Here is a 17590-nt window from a genome sequence, read left to right on the forward strand (position 1 = left end):
TGTATACCCGCTATGCGGGCGGACAATGGCAGGGGCCGCTGCCGATCGATTGGACGACGGGCATTCATCTGCATATTCAAATTAACGGCGCTAATGTGACCTCGGAGACGACCGTCGTGCGCGCCGAATCCGGAGAGACGGTCGTCGTCTCGGCGGACGGCGGAGAAGGCGGACTCGGCGCGGACAAGAAAGTCATCGTCCTGGGGGGAAGGCGTCAACGAGGTGGACCTGCGGCTGGGCCAGATCGGGCAGCAGCTGGTCGGCACGTTGAAGTCGCCTGTCGGAGAGAGCTCCGCATATATCGGCGTCTGGCAGGCGACGCTGCAGCAGCTGGACGCGAACGGCGATTGGCGGCAGCCTGCCGAATGGCGGGGCGGCGGCTCGGGCTACGGCGACAAAGTCAAGCTGAGCTTGCCTTCCGCGCCGGGCCAGTACCGGTTGACGATCGACAACTGGCTGGGCCGGGCGTCCAAGACATTTACGACGGACGGGCAAAGTATCGTCGATATCGGTACGCTTCAGTTGAAGAGCGCGGCCGGCGCGTTCGAAGGGCGCGAGGGCTCGGGCATGACCGCGTACCCGCCGGCGCTGTCGCCAGGGCAGACGGCGAAGCTGAAGCTGACCTACCAAGCGGGCGAAGCGGCAAAAGACGTCGTCCTGCTGGCGGACGTGCCGCAAGGCGCCGAGCTCGTGCCGCAATCCGTCTCGCTGAACGGCAGTCCGGCAGCGTACAATCTCGACGGGACGGTGTTGTCCGTCTCCGCGGGCAGCCTGGCAGCGGGCGCTTCCGGTTCGCTAACCTATCAGGTGAAGCTGCTGCCCGGCGCGCCGTCCCGTCTCTCGTCGACCGGTCAGGCGTCGTACGGACCGGCCGGCGGCAGGCGCACGGAGCTGCTCGGTTCCGCAGAACTGTCGAATGAGCCGTTGACGCTCTCCGCGCCGGGCTCGGTCACGGATTTGACCTGGTCGCTCGGCGGACGCGCGCCTGCCGGCGCCGTCGTGAAGGTGCTCGCCTCCGGCGCGCCGATCGGGGAAGCGACCGCGAGCCCCGGCGGCTTCTGGCAGTTGAACGCGACGGCGCCGGATCCCAAGGGGGCCAAGACGTTCGAGCTGCGCGCCGAAGCGTCATGGGACGGGGAGACGCTGACGACGCCGGTCGCGCCGGTCGCCTACGACCCGGACCGTCCGACGATTCGCAAGCTTACGCTCGAACAGAGCGACGGACGCAGGGTCGAGCTCGACGTATCGAACGGCCCGATCCGTTTTCCGTACGTGGTCGTGCCGGGCAGAGACTTCCGCTTCGAGGTGGCGTTTAACCGGCCCGAACGCGTCGAGCACGTACAGGTGCATCTCGTGGTGAACGGCCGGGACGTGGCGGCCGACGCGGAGCTTAAGGACGGAATATACATCGCGGCGATGAACTTCTCGGGCACGATATCGGAGAATATCTACGTGACGTACGACATCAAGCCGGCGGGCGTGAAGCAGATCGGCAGCGAGCGGGAATTCAGCGAGGCGCTCCCGCCAGGCATGCGCGGCTACGAAGCGGACGCGTCCAGCGCGTTCAAGACGGACGGGGCAGGCATCCTCCGCGGGTCCGCCGATATCAAGCTGCCGCAGGCCAGCGATCTGGCGATGCACGTCGATCTGTCGCTGCAGTCCGGGGCGTCCTATACGCCGACGGAGGAAGAGCTGCGGCGGGCGCAAGCCGACGGCGTCGAGGCTTATGGCGTCGAATACGCGTTCGAGCAGGGCGACAAAGGCGAGATGAGCGTAACGTTTACCGCCTATGTACCGGAAAACCTGATCGGCGGATCGGACCGGACGCTGGCAGCCATCATGTCGGCGGCTGCGGGGAAAGGGCAATCCGCTTCTGCGAAGGGGGCCTCCGTTCGTATCTCGAGTCTGGCGAGCGGCATCGGCAGCCTCGTCAAGGTGGGCGCCAAGGTGCTGTGGAACGAAAAGGATCTCGCGGGCCAGGCAGGCAAGGGCGCAGCTTCCATCTACGATACGAAGAGCGCGGTGGACGGCCGCGGACAGGTCGCTGACAATATGGCGGCCCTGGGCGATCTCGCGGACCGGATCGCGCAGTGCAACCCGGCGATGGCCGGCTATTACGGCGCCAAGATCGACCAGCTGGCGACGCATGCGATCGCCGTCGAAGGGGCGAAGTGGGGCATGATGATCGCGGGCGCCGTGCTTGCGCCGGCTACGTTCGGCGGCTCGCTCGCCCTGATGGGCGCCAGCATGGCGATCGGCGCCGCGCTGGACGCCAGCGTCAGCCACCAGACGGAGCAGCTGACGAACCTGGCGAACAAGTCCGGGAAAGGCGAATGCGAGCCCAAGGACCCGGACGGCAGCGTGTCGGAGACGCATCTGGGCAATCCCGTCGCCACGCCGGTATGGATCTACGATCCAAGCGGGTACGTTTACGAGACATTCCCGGACAACCGGATCGCAGACGCCAAGGCCACCGTCTATTATCTGGATCAGGTCTCGGGCGGCTACTTGCCTTGGGACGCCGAATGGTACGGACAGGCCAACCCGCAGACGACGGACGCCCAGGGCAAATACGGCTGGGACGTACCGCCGGGCAAATGGCAGGTCGTCTACGAGAAGGCGGGCTACGAGCCGGCGAAAAGCGCGGAGCTCGACGTGCCGCCGCCGCAACTCGAGGTGAACGTGCCGATGGTGTCCTACGCGGCTCCGCGCATCGAGGCGGCGCCCAAGGCGACCGTGTCGACGGACGGCGGCATCGTCATCGTATTCCGGACCGACAAGTACGTCTCCGCAGGCGCGTTGACGGATGAAGGCGTCAAGGCGACCGTCGGAGGCGAGGCGCTCGCGGGCACGCTTGAGGCGGTCGACGCGCGCGTCGGAGACGACGGCGTCGCGCTGGCGCGAACGTTCCGGTTCGTGAGCCCGATCTCGGTGCCGGCTGGCGAATCGGTCGGACTTTCGGTGAACGCGGCCAACGTCGTCAGCTATTCGGGTACGGCCATGGCCGAGAACTATGCGGCGAACGTCCTGGTCGCAGCGCCGGATTTGGCAGGACCGGGCGCGATCTCCGCTATCGCTTCCGCGTCGGGCGCAGTCGTCACGCTGAGCTTCGACGAGGACCTGGACGTATTCGCGCCCGTCTCGAAGGGCAGCTTCGCGATCGAGGATGTCCCGGTCGCCGTCATGGGCGCCGACTACGGCGCCGACGGCCGATCGGTCCGCCTGACGCTGTCCGCCAAGCTGTCAGCGGGCGTTAAGCCCGCGCTCTCCGCGGCGCCGGGGGCGGTCCGCGACCGCAGCGGCAACGTCTATGCCGGCGGCACCGCGCAGATCGACAATCCGCGCCTGTCGTCCGACGCGTCGCTGGCATCGCTTGCCGTCGAAGGCTATGCGCTGTCTCCGGCCTTCGCGCCGGAGACGACCGATTACCGCGTCACCCTCCCGGCAGGCGTCGCCGCGATCGCCGTCAAGGCATCGCCTCGCGGCGCGGGCGCGACCGTTCGCGCCAACGGCGTCCCGGTCGGCGAAAATACGGCTGTGGCCGTGCCGATCGAAGACGAAACCGTGCTGTTTGAGGTCACGGCGCCGGACGGCGCAGCCAAGCGCTACTACGAGATTGCGGTCGAACGCGGCGACACGGGCGGACCAGGTGGCCCTGGCGGACCTGGCGGACCAGGCCCCGGCGTGCCGACGGACGCTTCAGGAGGCGGCGAGCCGGTGACCGCCGACGGCGTCCTCGACGTCCCGGCCGGCCGCGCCGGCAAGCTGACCTACGGCGACGAAGCCGTCGTGACGCTGCCTGCGAACGCGCTCGATCAGGCTTACCGCGCGACGATCGCCAAGCTTGAGGTTTATCCGCAGGCGCCAGCGGGCGCCGCGCTGATCAGCCCTGTGTTCGAGATCGGCAAAAGCGTGCCGGGTTCGTTCAAAGCGGCCGTCGAGCTGCGCTTCAAGCTGACGAGGCAGCCGATCGTCGGCGAGACCGCCGCGATCCATTATTTCGACGAAAAGGCGGGCAAGTGGATCTCCCTTGGCGGCAAGCTGTCCAAAGACACGATCGTCGGCGAGACCGACCACTTCACGAAGTTTGCCGTATTCGCCTCCGCGCAGGCGCCGCAGGAGCCGACGGACATCGCGGGCCATTGGGCGGCGGCGCTGATCCGGGACGCGCTGAAGCTGGGTATCGTGTCCGGCTATCCGGACCGCACCTTCAAGCCGAATGCGACCGTCACGCGCTTCGAGTTCGCGGTCATGCTGTCCAAGGCGTTGGGACTTGCGCCTGAAGCAGGGATAGCGGCGTCCGCGAAGCCGGACGTTTCCGGCTTCGCGGACGCCGCTTCGATCCCGGCTTGGGCGGCCCCGCACGTTGCGGCGGCTGCTTCCAAGGGGCTCGTCGGCGGCTACGCGGACGGCGCCTTCCGCGGGGGACGGACGATCACGCGCGCAGAGCTCGCCGTCATCGTCGCACGCGCGCTGGGAGAAGACGCCGGCCTTGACGGCGGACAGCCGGACTTCGCGGATGCCGGCGAGATCCCGGATTGGGCGAAGGAGCAGACGGCGCTGGCCGAGCGGGCGGGTATTTTACAGGGCCGCGGCGGCGGCAGGTTCGTGCCGAACGGTCAAGCTACGCGCGCGGAGGCGCTCAAGATCGTGCTCGCGCTCGCCGAACTTCAGAAAAAATAAATCGCGAAGCAGACGTTAAATTAAGCCGTTCGCGGGCTCGCCGACGCCGGGAACGGCTTTTCCCATCTCGCAGCTTCACATGCAAAATTCCGTTTGCGCCTCGCTGCCCCCGTCGTTGAGACCGATTGTGTGACGTGTCCGGATATGTTACGTTCAAGCCATGAGGAAATGTCCGATGCTTATACGCCGAAGAGGAGGAATTCTCCCGTGGAATGGAACTATTACAACACCTTTATCGCCGTGTCGGACGATTGCCCCGTCGAGTACGGCGCGGTGCCGCCGGACAAGGCGGCCGGCAAGACGAAGCCGGGCATCGAGTACGATATGATCGCCGGCGAGCCCTACGCGCACACGCAGGAAGAGATTTTGTACGAGACCTACGTTCGCCACAAGCAGCTCTCGCCCGAGGAGCGGCAGGCGCGGGAGGCGGAGATGCGGGCTGAATTTTACGGCAAGCCGAAAGCTTGCATGCGGGCCTCGATGCTGCCGAAGAAGTACGGCTGGGGCCTGCACTTCAACGCCGAGGGGAAGGTTGCGCTCGTCCCCAAAGAGTCGGAGGACTACGGCCGGTTCGCGGACGGCGAGGTCGAGGGCGTGAAGGTGCTCAAGGCGATGCGCAACAAAAAGGCGTGACTGGGCGGCGGCGAGTTGCAGCTTCACCGGAGGGAGTCGCATAAGAACAAAAAAAAGGCTTAAGCCGGTTTGCGGCTTGAGCCTTTTTTTAAACGATCGGAATGTATAAGTTCACGCAGAAATCGCAGGCTTCTCTTGCTAACCTCGCGGCGAAGATAGGCGGAAAGGCAAGCGGATAGCTGCAAATGAGAACTGTGTGAAGAAGTGGAAGGCAGTTGGGCGGTCGGACAGCGGGCACAGGGCATCGGACCCAGGACACGCTATTTGGTAAAAAACAGTCCAAATGCGAGAACTTTGGACTGGAGGGACATTATTACCCCAAGTTAAGGCTAAACAAGGCCGGAAATTCCGCCATAACGGCCTCTGAGTCCGCGAGCGGTCCGCGAATCGCGATAGGGTCAAGGATAACGGCTCCTCTGTCCGCATCTGTCCGTCCGCTACGCGCTTATTGCAAACCAAAGACCGCAGGCGGCTTTCTTGTCGCATGCGAAGCGAAACGACCCGTCAGGCTATTACGGATATAGCGGTCAGTCAGCGTCGTCCGCGTTCTGCTCTGCGGCATCCGTCTCGACGTTCTTTGCGCCAGGCGCTTCGGCGTCGGCGTGCGTCCCGATTTGCCGCCCTTCATTTTCCCGGCTTGCGCCTTGACGCTCCGCGCTTCTCGGCTTGGGCGGCTTAGGCGGCTTCGCCGTCTCCGCCTCGAAGTAGGCCTTCAGCTCCGCCGCCTTGCGCGGATCGGAGAGGTCGATCTTGCCGGCGAGCACATGCTCCGTCAGCAGCTCCCAATTCATCGCGAACTTCTGCGATTGGGCCAGCCGGATCGCGTTCTTGACCGTGCGCCGTTCCTTGGCGTTGCTGAAGGTGTCCTTGTACTGCTTCGCGTCCTTCTCGGGATCGAGCTTGGCGAACGTCTTGCGGAAGATTTCCGCCGTCATCCGCGCGTCGTCCAGCGCCCGGTGAGCCGAGCCTTCGGACGGAATGCCGAGCTCCTCGAGCGCCGCCTCGACGCTGACGTCGTTGGTGAGCCCGCGGCTGCGCAGATATACCTTGAGCAAGTCGAAGTAGACGGCGGACATCCAGTACGCATCGTCCAGCTTGTGCATGCGCGTATCGAGCACGATCCGCTTGAAGTCTTCGCCGCCCCACGTGACGAAGCGGCAAGCCTCGCTGCGTCCGAGCCACGCCTGAAACGCACGGATGACCGGCACGAAGCCGTCCGCGCGATCGATATCCTCCTGCGGAATGCCGGTTTTTTTCTTGATGAAGCTGTTCAGCTTGGAAAAGTAGACGGGCTTGATGAGCGCCGAAAACTCGTCGACCGCCTCCAACGCGTCGTTTAGCCGCACCGCGCCGATCTCGATCACTTCCATGGGCAGCTCGCTCGCGAATTTGCGTCCGTTGAATTCGATATCCAATATGATGTAGTCCACGTCAGCGACCTCCGAATTGTCCAGATACCTTTATCTTATCAAAAATCCGAAAGCAAAGCCCTCCCGTTCCGCCAAAGCTTTTTGGGAAGCAAATGCATTGACAGGGAATGTCCTGACGTGATATTTATTAATCAATAAATAAACTTGATTTGGAGTTGCGGAACATGACACCCAGAGACGATGCAGCCACGGCAACGCGCAAAGCGCAAATCCTCGACGCGGCCGCCGAGCTGTTCGCGCATCACGGCTTTTACAAGACGACGACGGCGCTGGTCGCGAAGTCCGTGGGCGTGACGCAGCCCTACGTGTTCCATTTCTTCAGGACGAAGGAGGAATTGTTCCTGGCCGTGCTGGACCGCGGTTATCGCAGGCTGGTGCACGCCTTTTCCGCCGTGGAGAGTCCGCCCGAGGAGCTGGCTCACCGGATGGGCTGCGCCTTCAAGGATTTGCTCGATACCCATCGCAACGAGATCCTGCTCCTCATGCAAGCCTATTCGATCCCCGAGCCGGCGATTCGGGACGAGGTGAAGTCGAAGTTCGACGAGATTCATCGGACGGTCGGCAACCGCTTTGCGCAGGCGGGCATTCCCGATGCGTCGGGCGAAGCCGGCATGTTCATCAGCGTAGGCCTCCTCATCGCGCTCTCGCAAATATTGGAGCTGCCGAGACTGCTCCCATGGTACGGGCAAGAATGAGGCAGCGCAAGCCGCTTGCCGATCTCCGGAAGCGCAAAAGATGCCGGAACGGCCAGCATAACCGATGGCTGTAACCGCCAGGCTTGGAGGCTTGGCGGCTGTTTTAGGGAATTCATTTATTTATCGATAAATAAGGAGTGGAAAAGATGATGTCAACGATGTCAACTTCCCAAAGGAACCGGATGCTGGTCGTCGTCTGCCTGGCGCTGTTCATGGTCATGCTGGATACGCTGGTGCTCGGCGTGGCGCTGCCGTCGATTCAAAAGTCGTTCGATGCAGGTCTCGCGGATCTCGAATGGTTCACCAACGGCTATACACTGACCTTTGCGGTGCTGCTCATTCCCTTCGGCATGCTGGGGGGAACGGTACGGACGCAAAAGGATGTTTCTGCTCGGCATCGCGATATTCACTTTAGGCTCGCTCGCCTCCGCGCTCAGCACGCATGCGCTGGGCCTCACGCTGGCAAGAGCGCTGCAAGGCATAGGCGGCGCGGCCATCACGCCGATCAGCCTTACGCTGGTCAGCGCGGCGTTCCCGGCCAAGTACCGGGCCGCGGCGATCGGCATCGTGTCGGGCGTCTCCGGGCTTGGACTCGCCATGGGGCCGCTTGTCGGCGGACTCATCGTGAACGGCTCGCCCTGGCAGACGATCTTCTGGATCAACGTCCCGGTCGGGGCGCTGGCCGTCGCGTTCGGCTGGCTCTGGATCCGCGAATCGAAAGGCGAAGAGAAACGGCTCGATCTGTTCGGCTTGGTACTCATCGCGGCCTCGATGCTCGGCATCGTATTCGGTCTCGTTCGCGGGAACGAAGCGGGCTGGGGAGAATTCGAAGTGTGGGGGCCGCTCGCGGGAGGCTTGCTGCTGCTCCCCGCTTTCGTCGCCTGGGAATGGCGCCATCCGCACCCGCTGCTGTCGCTCCGCCTGTTCAAGAGCCGCGACTACTCGGCGTTGATCGTCGCCGGATTTTGGCTGTACGCCGGCATCTTCGGCGCGATCTTCTTGCTCACGCTGTTCCTTCAGCAAGCGCAGGGCTACTCCGCGCTCGGCGCAGGCATCCGCGAGATGGTGTGGACCGGCGCCACGATGGTCGCCGCGCCGCTGGCGGGGCTCGTCATCGGACGCCTGGGCACCCGCCGCGTGCTGCTCGCCGGCCTGCTGCTGCAGACGGCCGCGCTGATCTTGTTCGCGATCCTCATCGTCGCGAACGGCGCCGTATTCTCCTTCGCCTACCTCGCGCCCGCGATGGTGCTGGCGGGACTCGGCATGGGGCTCAGCATGACGCCGCTGTCCGAGGGCGTGCTCTCCGCCGTGCCGGATTCAAGCTCCGGGGAGGCGAGCGGCGTCGCCAACGCTACGCGGGAGCTCGGCGGCGTGTTCGGCATCGCCATCGGCAGCCTCGTGTTCCGGCAGGGCGGCGAGATCGCGACGCCGGACCAGTTCGGGGCGCATCTGACGCCTGTGCTATACGTCTACGCCGCCATGCTCGGCGCCGCGTTTCTCGCGACGCTGCTCTTCTACAAGCGTTCGAGACAGGGAGCCGGCGAATCCGGCAAGGTCCTGCCGGCGGGCGCTGCCGTGGAGTAAGGGGAAAAGATTCGATGCTGGATGCTGCCTATTTCAGTTTGCATCAGTCGAAACCCAAGAGAGGCTTCACCATTATTTTGCCGAAGGATTCCCGGTTAGAAACGAACGAGTACGCTTGCACTGTCGCCCCGCCGCCGAAGTCTCGGTTAGAAACAAACTAGCCATCCTGCGCCGTCGCGGGGGCGTCGAAGTTCTGTTTGGGAACAAACTGGCCCTCCTGCGCCATCGCGCGGTCGTTGAAGTCTCGGTTAGGAACAGACTCGTTTTTTTGTAATAGGAAGATCCAAAAGGAGATCAAGCGCAATTGTGCTCGATCTGGACACGGATAATCCGGGAGCTGGGAGCCGCGAGTCGGAAGCCGGGGGGGCGATAAGTGTTGAAAAGCAGTTAATCGGCGCGCTGATCGGGGCTGGGGAGAAAATAAGTGTTCAAACGCATTTAATTGGTTCAAGACCGGGTCAAAACGCTCGAAAGTGGGAATTTAATTGCGCTTCAACACTTATTTGGCCCAATAACGTCGTGATCGAAGGAAATAAATGCGTTTCAACAGCTATTTGTATAGGCTGCGAGCGCTTTCGGCACCTCGCGCAGCTCCCCGCGAGAGGTGCGGCGGCGCGTGTCGGCTGTCAACCTCGAGGACGCCAATCCCGCCAAGCCCGCCAAGCCGCCAAGCCCGCCAAGCCCGCCAAGCCCGCCAAGCCCGCCAAGCCCGCCAAGCCCGCCAAGCCCGCCAAGCCCGCCAAGCCCGCCAAGCCCGCCAATCCTGCCAAGCTCATCAAGCCCGCAGGCCGTGCGTTGTTCAAGGTTTAATCTAGCGGTATATCGGCCTTATCGCATCTTCGCGCACATGCGTCGTTCAATCGCGCCTCGCTGGCGGCGGCTGTGGAGAGGCGTTGGCGCGGCTGGTTGTGCGTTCAGGCGGTCGCGGGCTTTCCGCCGATCGCGCACGCGCTTGATGCAAGGACCGTCAGGGAAAGCTGCGACCCTCCCTGGCGGTTTTTTCATGTCCCGGCAAACGACGGTACCTTCTCCCGCGCCGCTGGCTGCCGGCTCATAAAATCATCAAATGCTGTCAACAGTATGATTGACAAATTCGCGTTTTCCTTCTGTTGCCGCGGAAGTGGGCGAGGGGTACGATAAACGCATATCGACCGCTGGCGGAGTGCCGCGAAAAGAAAGCGGTTAACTTGAAGGAGGAACCGAAATGGAGCATGTACAGCGTTCTGCTTCTAGCGGTGGCATACGCGTAGGCGTCCAGAAATTCGGGCGATTCCTGAGCGGCATGGTCATGCCGAACATCGGGGCGTTCATCGCCTGGGGCATCATCACCGCATTGTTCATACCGACCGGTTGGGCGCCGAATTCGGAGCTCGCGAAGCTCGTCGACCCGATCATCAAGTATTTGCTCCCGATCCTGATCGGCTATACCGGGGGCACCATGGTGCACAAGACGAGAGGCGGCGTCATCGGCGCGCTGATGACGATGGGCATCATCGTCGGCACCGACATCCCGATGTTCCTCGGCGCGATGATCTGCGGTCCGCTCGCGGCCTGGGTATTGAAGCGGTTCGACAGATCCGTCGAAGGCAAGATCAAAGCGGGCTTCGAAATGCTGGTCAACAACTTCTCGCTCGGCATCATCGGCGCAGGCCTGACGCTGCTGGCGTTCTCGGGCATCGGGCCGGTCATCGAGCAGCTCACGTCCTGGCTGTCGGACGGCGTCGAGTTCCTGGTCAATCACAACCTGATCCCGCTGGCGAACGTGCTCATCGAGCCGGCGAAGATCCTGTTCCTGAACAACGCGATCAACCACGGCGTGCTGAGTCCGATCGCGCTCGACGAAGCGTCGCGCACCGGCAAGTCGATTCTGTTCATGCTCGAGTCGAATCCGGGTCCCGGCATCGGCGTCCTGCTGGCCTACATGCTCGTCGGCCGCGGCTCGGCCCGCCAATCGGCTTCCGGCGCGGCGATTATCCACTTTTTCGGCGGCATTCACGAGATCTACTTCCCGTACATCCTCATGAATCCGCGCCTGATCCTGGCCGTCATCGCGGGCGGCGTGACCGGCACGTTCACGTTCTCGGTGTTCGGCGCGGGCCTGGTCGCTCCGCCTTCGCCGGGCAGCATCTTCGCCTATATCGCGATGGCGCCGAAGGGCGGCCTGCTGCCGGTGCTGAGCGGCGTGCTCACCGCGGCGATCGTATCCTTCGCGGTCGCGGCGCTGCTGCTGAAGACGTCAAAGAAAAACGCGGAGGACGAAGATATCGAGGAAGCGCAAAGCCGCATGAAGGCGATGAAAGCGGCGGGTACGCCAGCGGCTTGCTGCGGCAGCGGCCAATTCCGCGGCGCCGGTCGCCGGCGTCACGGCTTCTAGCGGCGCGGCGCGGCCAGCGATTCCGGACACGGCGTTCGTCGACGCAGGTCTTCAAACGGCAGCATCGGCGGTAAAGGATAAAGAAGACGTGCGCAAGATCGTGTTCTCCTGCGACGCCGGCATGGGCTCGAGCGCGATGGGCGCCTCGATCCTTCGCAAGAGGATGAAGGCCGCGGGATCCGACGTGACGGTCGTCAATACGGCGATCAGCGATATTCCGGACGACGCGGATATCGTCATTACGCACAAGACGCTCACCGACCGCGCCAGACAGAAGGCGCCGAACGCAGAGCACATTTCGATCGACAACTTCCTTAAAAGTCCGGAATACGACGTGCTGGTGAACAGGCTGACCTGATCCCGGGCGAGCATTCGGAAGAGGAGCCTCCCAGAGGGGCGTCTCCTCCGACATATCGAATCGGCTGACGCTGGCGAGCATATCGCCGGCGTTCAGCCCATTTTGGATAGACAGGAATGATCCGTCCATGATCGTATCCAATCGAACCCGGCGCATCCTGGAGCTGCTGCTGCGCAGCGGTCGGGAGATGACGGCCGCCGAACTCGCCGCGGGGCTTCAGGTCAGCTCCCGCACCGTGCACCGCGAACTCGCCGCGGTCGAGGATCTGCTGGCGGGCCAAGCGGTATCGCTGGTGAAAAAATCCGGCTCGGGCATCGCCTTGCAGGGCGATCCGGCCGCGCTCGAGCGGCTCGGCGGCATCGTATCCGCGTCGGAGGAGACCGAGTTCTCCCCGGACGAACGGCAGATTTATCTGCTCTGCCTGCTGCTTAGGGAGCGGGAGCCCGTCAAGCAATTCGCGCTGGCGCACGAGCTGAAGGTCACGGTACAGACGATCGGCAGCGACCTGGAGGAGCTGGCCGAATGGGTGGAGCGCTTCGGCGTCCGGCTCATTCGCCGCAGAGGCTACGGCGTCGAGCTCGCGGGCGGGGAGGCCGAGCTGCGGGAGACGATCCGGCAGCTCATCCGGCTGCGCCTCGACGACGCCGAGCTGATCGCGAGCCGGGGCGAGCCGCCGTCGCATCCGCTCGACCGCATGCTGTTCGAGCTCGCCGGGCGCGGCGACATGGCCGATATCGAGCGCGCGCTGTGGCGCCTGGAGCGCAGGTGGGCGGGCAGCCTGAACGAACAGGTCTACACGGATCTGCTCATCCGCCTCTCGATCGCGCTGCATCGCGTCCGGCAGGGCAGAACGACGGCGGACGCGCCTGTCCCGTACCACCCGCCGCCCCCGGACAGACAGGCGTCGGAGCGGGCCGCGGCGGAAGCCGCGCAGTTGGCGGAGCAGCTCTCGGCGCGGCCCGGCGTAGCGATCGGGCCGGCGGAGACGGCTTACGTCGCCGAGCTGCTGCTGGACGCGCACGGCAAAGATCTCGCGCTGCTCCCGGGAGACGATCTGGCGCTGGCGGACACGGTCCGCAGGCTGATCAGGTCGGTGCAGACGTCGACCGGCAGCGATTTTGACGAGGACCGGTCGCTCCGGGAAGGCTTGTTCGAGCACTTGAAGCAGGCGGTGCAGCGTCTCGGCGAAGGTCAGCGCATTCGCAATCCGCTGCTGGACCAGATTCGCCGGGACTACGGGTCGCTGTTCGCTGCCGTCAAGGATGCCGCAGACGCGGCGCTGCCCCAGCTCGAGGTGCCGGACGAGGAAGTCGGCTTCCTGGTCATGCACTTCGGCGCCTCTCAAGAGCGGCTCAAGCAGCTCCAGCGGGACGTGCGCGCCATCCTCGTGTGCACGAGCGGCATCGGGTCCTCCAAGCTGCTGCAGATGCGCATCCGCAAGGAGCTCCCGCAGATCGAGGTCGCGGACCGGGTGTCCTGGTACGAGGCGGCGCGCCTCGACGAGGGCGCGTACGACCTCATCATCTCCACGATCGATCTTCCGATCGATCCGAACCGCTACATGAAGGTCAGCCCCCTGCTGACGCAGGGAGAGGCCGACCGGCTGCGCGCATTCGTCCGGGAAGCGCCGTGGGAGCCGTCGCGAGCCGCTGTCCGCAAAGGAGAGAGCGGCTCGCCGCGGTCCGAGGGCGGCGGCTTCGCCCGGCTGCAGCGCCTGAAAACGACGCTCGACGAGATCGTGTCGATTGTCGGCGGGTTCCGGGCGATCGAGCTTGGCGAGGAGGCTGGCGACCTGTATGCGGCGTTGGACGACGCCTGCCGGCGGGAGGAAGCGCTCGGCCTGCTGAGCGGCGCGGACGCCGTGCGGGACCGGCTGCTCGGGCGGGAGGAGCAGGGCAGCCAGATGATCCCAGGCACGGGCCTTGCGCTTTTTCATACGCGGGCGCCGGAGATCTCTCGGTCCACGCTTAAGCTGTACCGGCTTCGCAAGCCGGTTCGAATGCCGCAGCAAGACGGGCCCGGCGTTCAATTGAACCGGTTCCTCCTCATGCTGGCCCCCCCGGGCGCTGGCGCGCGAAAGTCTCGAGGTCTTAAGCGAGATCAGCGCGATGCTGCTCGACGAGGAGACGGTCGCGCTGCTCGAGGGCGGCGACGAGACGGCGATCCGCGAGCGTATGACGGCGCATCTGAGAAGCTTTTTCCTAACTAAAACCGAAAGCGAGTGAACGATATGAGCATTTTATCCGCAAACAAAGTGAAGCTGAACGCTTCCGTCGGCGACAAATACGAGGCGATTCGCCTGGCCGGCCAGCTGCTGGTGGAGGCGGGCCACGTCGAACCGGCGTACGTCGACAGCATGATCGAACGCGAGAACTCGCTGTCCACCTATATGGGAGGCGGCCTCGCGATTCCGCACGGAACGAGCGAATCCAAGGGCACGATCAAGTCTACGGGCCTGTCGATCGTCCAACTGCCGGCCGGGGTCGACTTCGGCGACGGCGAGAAAGCGCATCTGGTCATCGGCATCGCGGCGGTCGGCGACGATCATCTGGATATTTTGACGAACGTGGCGATGATCTGCTCGGACGACGAGAACATGGCGCGCATTCTCGCGGCCAAGACGCCTGTAGAGATGATCGAAATATTCGAGAGCGGTGCGGAGGAATGAAGGCTCTGCATTTCGGCGCCGGCAACATCGGGCGGGGGGTTTATCGGCCTCCTGCTGTCTCGATCGGGCTATGAAGTGACGTTTTCCGACATAAACAAGGCGCTGGTCGACGCGCTTCGCGAACGGGGCGAATATACGGTGACCTTGGCCGACGACGAGCAGGGACGGATTCAGGTGACGGGCGTGACGGCGATTGACGGCACCGACCTTGGCGCCGTGGCCTCCGCCGTGGCCGAAGCCGAGCTGGTCACGACCGCCGTCGGCGTGAACATTTTGAAGCATATCGCGCCCGGGATCGCGCGCGGCATCGAGCGCCGCATCGCCGCCGGCGCAGCTCCGCTTCACCTGATCGCCTGCGAGAACGCGATCGGCGGCAGCGCCCAGCTCAAGGAACACGTATACGGGCATCTGAACGAGGAGACGCGCGCCAAGGCCGATGCCGCGTGCGCCTTCCCCAACGCGGCGGTAGACCGGATCGTGCCGATCCAGCACAGCGAGGACCCGCTCTCGGTGACGGTGGAGCCGTTTTACGAATGGGCGGTCGACGAATCCGCGATGTTCCCGGGATTTAAACGGGTTGAAGGCGTGCACTACGTCGGCGATCTGACGCCGTATATCGAACGCAAGCTGTTCACCGTCAACACGGGTCACGCTTCGGCTGCGTATCTCGGCAACCTGAAGGGCTACGAGACGATTCAACAGGCGATGGCGGACGAAGCGCTGGTCGGCGAAGTGCGCGCGGCGCTGGACGAGACGGGCGCCGTCGTCGTCCGCAAGCACGGCTTCGAGCCGGAGGCGCACCGACGCTATATCGATACGATCCTCGGGCGCTTCCGCAATCCGCATCTGACGGACGAGATCGCCCGCGTCGGCCGTTCGCCGATCCGCAAGCTGTCGCCGAACGATCGCCTTGTCAGCCCCGCGCTGCAAGCGCTCGAGCAGGGCGAAGAGCCCGCGGCGCTCGCCAAGGTCATGGCCGCGGCGCTCCGCTTCGATTACCCGGACGACCCGGAGTCGGCGGAGTTGCAACGATCGCTGAAGGAGGCCGGGGCGGGGGCCACGCTGGCTAAATATACGTCTTTGCCGCAGGCGCACCCGCTGCTGCTGCTGGCAGTGAAGCAGTTCGAGGCATTGGCTGCCGGGACGCAGCGCTGACGAAAAGGAGAGATGCACGATGTCCCAACAATTAACCGGCATAGCGGCTTCTGCCGGCATCGCCATCGCCAGGGCGTTCCGGTACGCGCATGCCGCGGCCGAGGCGCCGCAGCGCGCGGAGATCGGAGACGCGTCCGCGGAGGCGGAGCGCTTCCGCGCCGCCGTCGCCCGGGCGAAGACGGAGGTCGACGCGATCCGCGAATCGACGGAGCGCAGGCTCGGCGCCGCGAAGGCAGAGATTTTCGAAGCCCATCTGATGCTCCTCGAAGATCCCGATCTCGTGGACGCCGTCCTCGAGCAGATCGGCAATGAATCGGTGAACGCCGAATACGCGCTTCACGAAGTGACGGGCATGATCGTCGAGATGCTGCGGGGCATGGACAACGAGATGCTTCGCGAACGGGCGACCGACGTGCTGGATGTCTCCGGCCGGGTCATGAGCCATCTGCAGGGTCGGCCGTACGCCGCGCTGTCCGGCATTACGGAGGAGACGATTATCGTGGCTGAGGATCTGACGCCGTCCGATACGGCGCAGCTCGACCTGGACTACGTGCGCGGCTTCGTCACCGAGATCGGCAGCCGCACGTCGCATTCCGCGATCATGGCGCGCTCGCTGGAGCTGCCCGCGATCGTCGGAGTCGGCAAAGCCGCGGCGGACGTCCCCGACGGGACGACGATCGTCCTCGACGCGACGGAGGGGCGAATCGTCGTCGATCCGAGCGACGAAGAACTTGCGGCTTACCGGGCGAAAAAGGATGCCCACGACGCGCGGGTGGCCGAGTTGAAGCGGCTCGCGGCCGAGCCTTCCGTATCGGCGGACGGCGTGCATGTCGAGCTTGCCGCCAACATCGGGGGCGTCGAGGACGTCGCCAAGGCGATGGAGAACGGCGCCGACGGCGTCGGACTTTTCCGCACCGAGTTCCTGTACATGGGGCGCAACTCGCTTCCGACCGAGGAAGAGCAGTACGAGACCTACCGGCATGTATTGGATAAAATGAAGGGCAAACGCGTCGTCATCCGCACGCTCGACATCGGCGGCGACAAAGAGCTGCCGTATCTGTCGCTGCCCAAGGAGAGCAATCCGTTTCTCGGCCTGCGGGCGGTTCGTTTTTGTCTAAGCCGCGAGGACGTGTTCCGCACGCAGCTTCGCGCGCTGCTCCGCGCGAGCACGGCGGGCAAGCTGAATATCATGTTCCCGATGATCGCCGTTGCGGGCGAGCTTCGCCAAGCGAAGACGATTCTGGGCGAGGAGCGCGCCAAGCTCGAAAGCGAAGGCGTCCCTATCGCCGCCGATATCGAGGTCGGCATCATGATCGAGATTCCGGCTGCCGCGCTGAACGCGGACTACTTGGCGAAGGAAGTCGACTTTTTCAGCATCGGGACGAACGATCTGATCCAATACACGATGGCGGCGGACCGCATGAACGATGCCGTAGCGTACCTGTACCAGCCTTATCATCCGTCCATCCTGCGCCTCGTCCGCATGGTCATCCGCGCCGCGGCGCGCGAAGGCAAGTGGACCGGCATGTGCGGCGAAATGGCCGGCGACCTGACGGCGATTCCGCTGCTGCTCGGCCTCGGCCTCGGCGAGTTCAGCATGAGCGCGTCGTCCGTGCTGCCCGCCCGCGAGCTGATCGGCCGATTGTCCAAGGAAGAATGGTCGAAGCTTGCCGAAGAGGCGCTGCAGCTCGGCACGCAAGAGGAAGTCAAACAATTCGTAGAACAAAGGAGTCATGCCTGATGCTGTCCGAAACGTATACCGTCATTCACCCGTCCGGGTTCCACGCGCGCCCGACCAAGATCTTCGTTCACGCGGCGACGCAGTTCAATTGCAAGGTGAACCTGATCAAAGGAACCAAGAAGGTCAACGGCAAGAGCTCGCTGGGCCTGCTCTCGCTGGGCCTCGCCAAGGGAGACGAAGTCACGCTGGAAGTCGACGGCGAGCGCGAAGAAGAAGCGCTGCGCGAGCTCGGGCCGCTGCTGTCGAAGATTTACGAGGAGTAAGGCCGA

General features: G+C 64.2%; 10 protein-coding genes and 2 pseudogenes. 11 read left to right on the top strand and 1 reads right to left on the bottom strand.

The window, feature by feature from the left end:
- Window positions 1-567: 567 nt before the first annotated feature.
- Both OMP40_RS08145 and OMP40_RS08150 read left to right on the top strand, forming a co-directional pair.
- Complete coding sequence (locus OMP40_RS08145) at window positions 568-4683, top strand: S-layer homology domain-containing protein (protein WP_277530599.1); 4116 nt, start codon at window positions 568-570, stop codon at window positions 4681-4683.
- Between the two features lie 207 nt (window positions 4684-4890).
- The gene (locus OMP40_RS08150) at window positions 4891-5316 is read left to right on the top strand and encodes a DUF6157 family protein (protein WP_277530600.1); all 426 of its coding nucleotides are present in this window, start codon (window positions 4891-4893) and stop codon (window positions 5314-5316) included.
- Between the two features lie 527 nt (window positions 5317-5843).
- Here the strand turns inward: OMP40_RS08150 and OMP40_RS08155 are convergent.
- Window positions 5844-6746: a 3'-5' exonuclease gene (locus OMP40_RS08155; RefSeq protein ID WP_277530602.1), complete on the bottom strand. Its 903-nt coding sequence runs from the start codon at window positions 6744-6746 to the stop codon at window positions 5844-5846.
- Between the two features lie 164 nt (window positions 6747-6910).
- Here OMP40_RS08155 and OMP40_RS08160 point away from each other — a divergent pair, with 164 nt between their 5' ends.
- From OMP40_RS08160 to OMP40_RS08200, 9 genes and pseudogenes are all read left to right on the top strand, one after another.
- Window positions 6911-7441, top strand: a complete 531-nt coding sequence (locus tag OMP40_RS08160) for a TetR/AcrR family transcriptional regulator (RefSeq protein WP_277530603.1) — start codon at window positions 6911-6913, stop codon at window positions 7439-7441.
- Window positions 7442-7765: 324 nt separating this feature from the next.
- Window positions 7766-9025: an MFS transporter gene (locus OMP40_RS08165; RefSeq protein WP_277530605.1), complete on the top strand. Its 1260-nt coding sequence runs from the start codon at window positions 7766-7768 to the stop codon at window positions 9023-9025.
- Between the two features lie 306 nt (window positions 9026-9331).
- Window positions 9332-9835, top strand: coding sequence for a hypothetical protein (locus tag OMP40_RS08170; protein WP_277530607.1), 504 nt, complete (start codon window positions 9332-9334; stop codon window positions 9833-9835).
- A gap of 394 nt (window positions 9836-10229) precedes the next feature.
- Window positions 10230-11757, top strand: a pseudogene (locus OMP40_RS08175) (PTS mannitol transporter subunit IICB).
- A gap of 127 nt (window positions 11758-11884) precedes the next feature.
- Window positions 11885-13966 carry a BglG family transcription antiterminator gene (locus OMP40_RS08180; protein ID WP_277530609.1) on the top strand — a complete coding sequence of 694 codons (2082 nt, stop codon included), beginning with the start codon at window positions 11885-11887 and terminating at the stop codon, window positions 13964-13966.
- Between the two features lie 21 nt (window positions 13967-13987).
- Complete coding sequence (locus tag OMP40_RS08185) at window positions 13988-14425, top strand: PTS sugar transporter subunit IIA (RefSeq protein WP_277530611.1); 438 nt, start codon at window positions 13988-13990, stop codon at window positions 14423-14425.
- A pseudogene (locus OMP40_RS08190) lies at window positions 14422-15580 on the top strand (mannitol-1-phosphate 5-dehydrogenase). The gene OMP40_RS08185 and the pseudogene OMP40_RS08190 overlap by 4 nt, the downstream one beginning before the upstream one ends.
- A 19-nt stretch (window positions 15581-15599) precedes the next feature.
- Window positions 15600-17321, top strand: coding sequence for a phosphoenolpyruvate--protein phosphotransferase (gene ptsP / locus OMP40_RS08195; RefSeq protein ID WP_277530613.1), 1722 nt, complete (start codon window positions 15600-15602; stop codon window positions 17319-17321).
- Window positions 17321-17584, top strand: coding sequence for an HPr family phosphocarrier protein (locus tag OMP40_RS08200; RefSeq protein WP_277530615.1), 264 nt, complete (start codon window positions 17321-17323; stop codon window positions 17582-17584). Before ptsP ends, OMP40_RS08200 begins: the two co-directional genes overlap by 1 nt.
- Window positions 17585-17590 lie beyond the last annotated feature (6 nt).

This window comes from Cohnella rhizosphaerae, assembly GCF_029525575.1.
GTDB classification, from domain to species: Bacteria; Bacillota; Bacilli; order Paenibacillales; family Paenibacillaceae; genus Cohnella; species Cohnella rhizosphaerae.

Excerpts from the sequence above, each read along its gene's own strand:
- OMP40_RS08185 (WP_277530611.1), top strand. The coding sequence starts at position 13,988 with ATGAGCATTTTATCCGCAAACAAAGTGAAGCTGAACGCTTCCGTCGGC.
- OMP40_RS08180 (WP_277530609.1), top strand. The coding sequence starts at position 11,885 with ATGATCGTATCCAATCGAACCCGGCGCATCCTGGAGCTGCTGCTGCGC.
- ptsP (WP_277530613.1), top strand. The coding sequence starts at position 15,600 with ATGTCCCAACAATTAACCGGCATAGCGGCTTCTGCCGGCATCGCCATC.
- OMP40_RS08200 (WP_277530615.1), top strand. The coding sequence starts at position 17,321 with ATGCTGTCCGAAACGTATACCGTCATTCACCCGTCCGGGTTCCACGCG.
- OMP40_RS08160 (WP_277530603.1), top strand. The coding sequence starts at position 6,911 with ATGACACCCAGAGACGATGCAGCCACGGCAACGCGCAAAGCGCAAATC.
- OMP40_RS08145 (WP_277530599.1), top strand. The coding sequence starts at position 568 with ATGACCGCGTACCCGCCGGCGCTGTCGCCAGGGCAGACGGCGAAGCTG.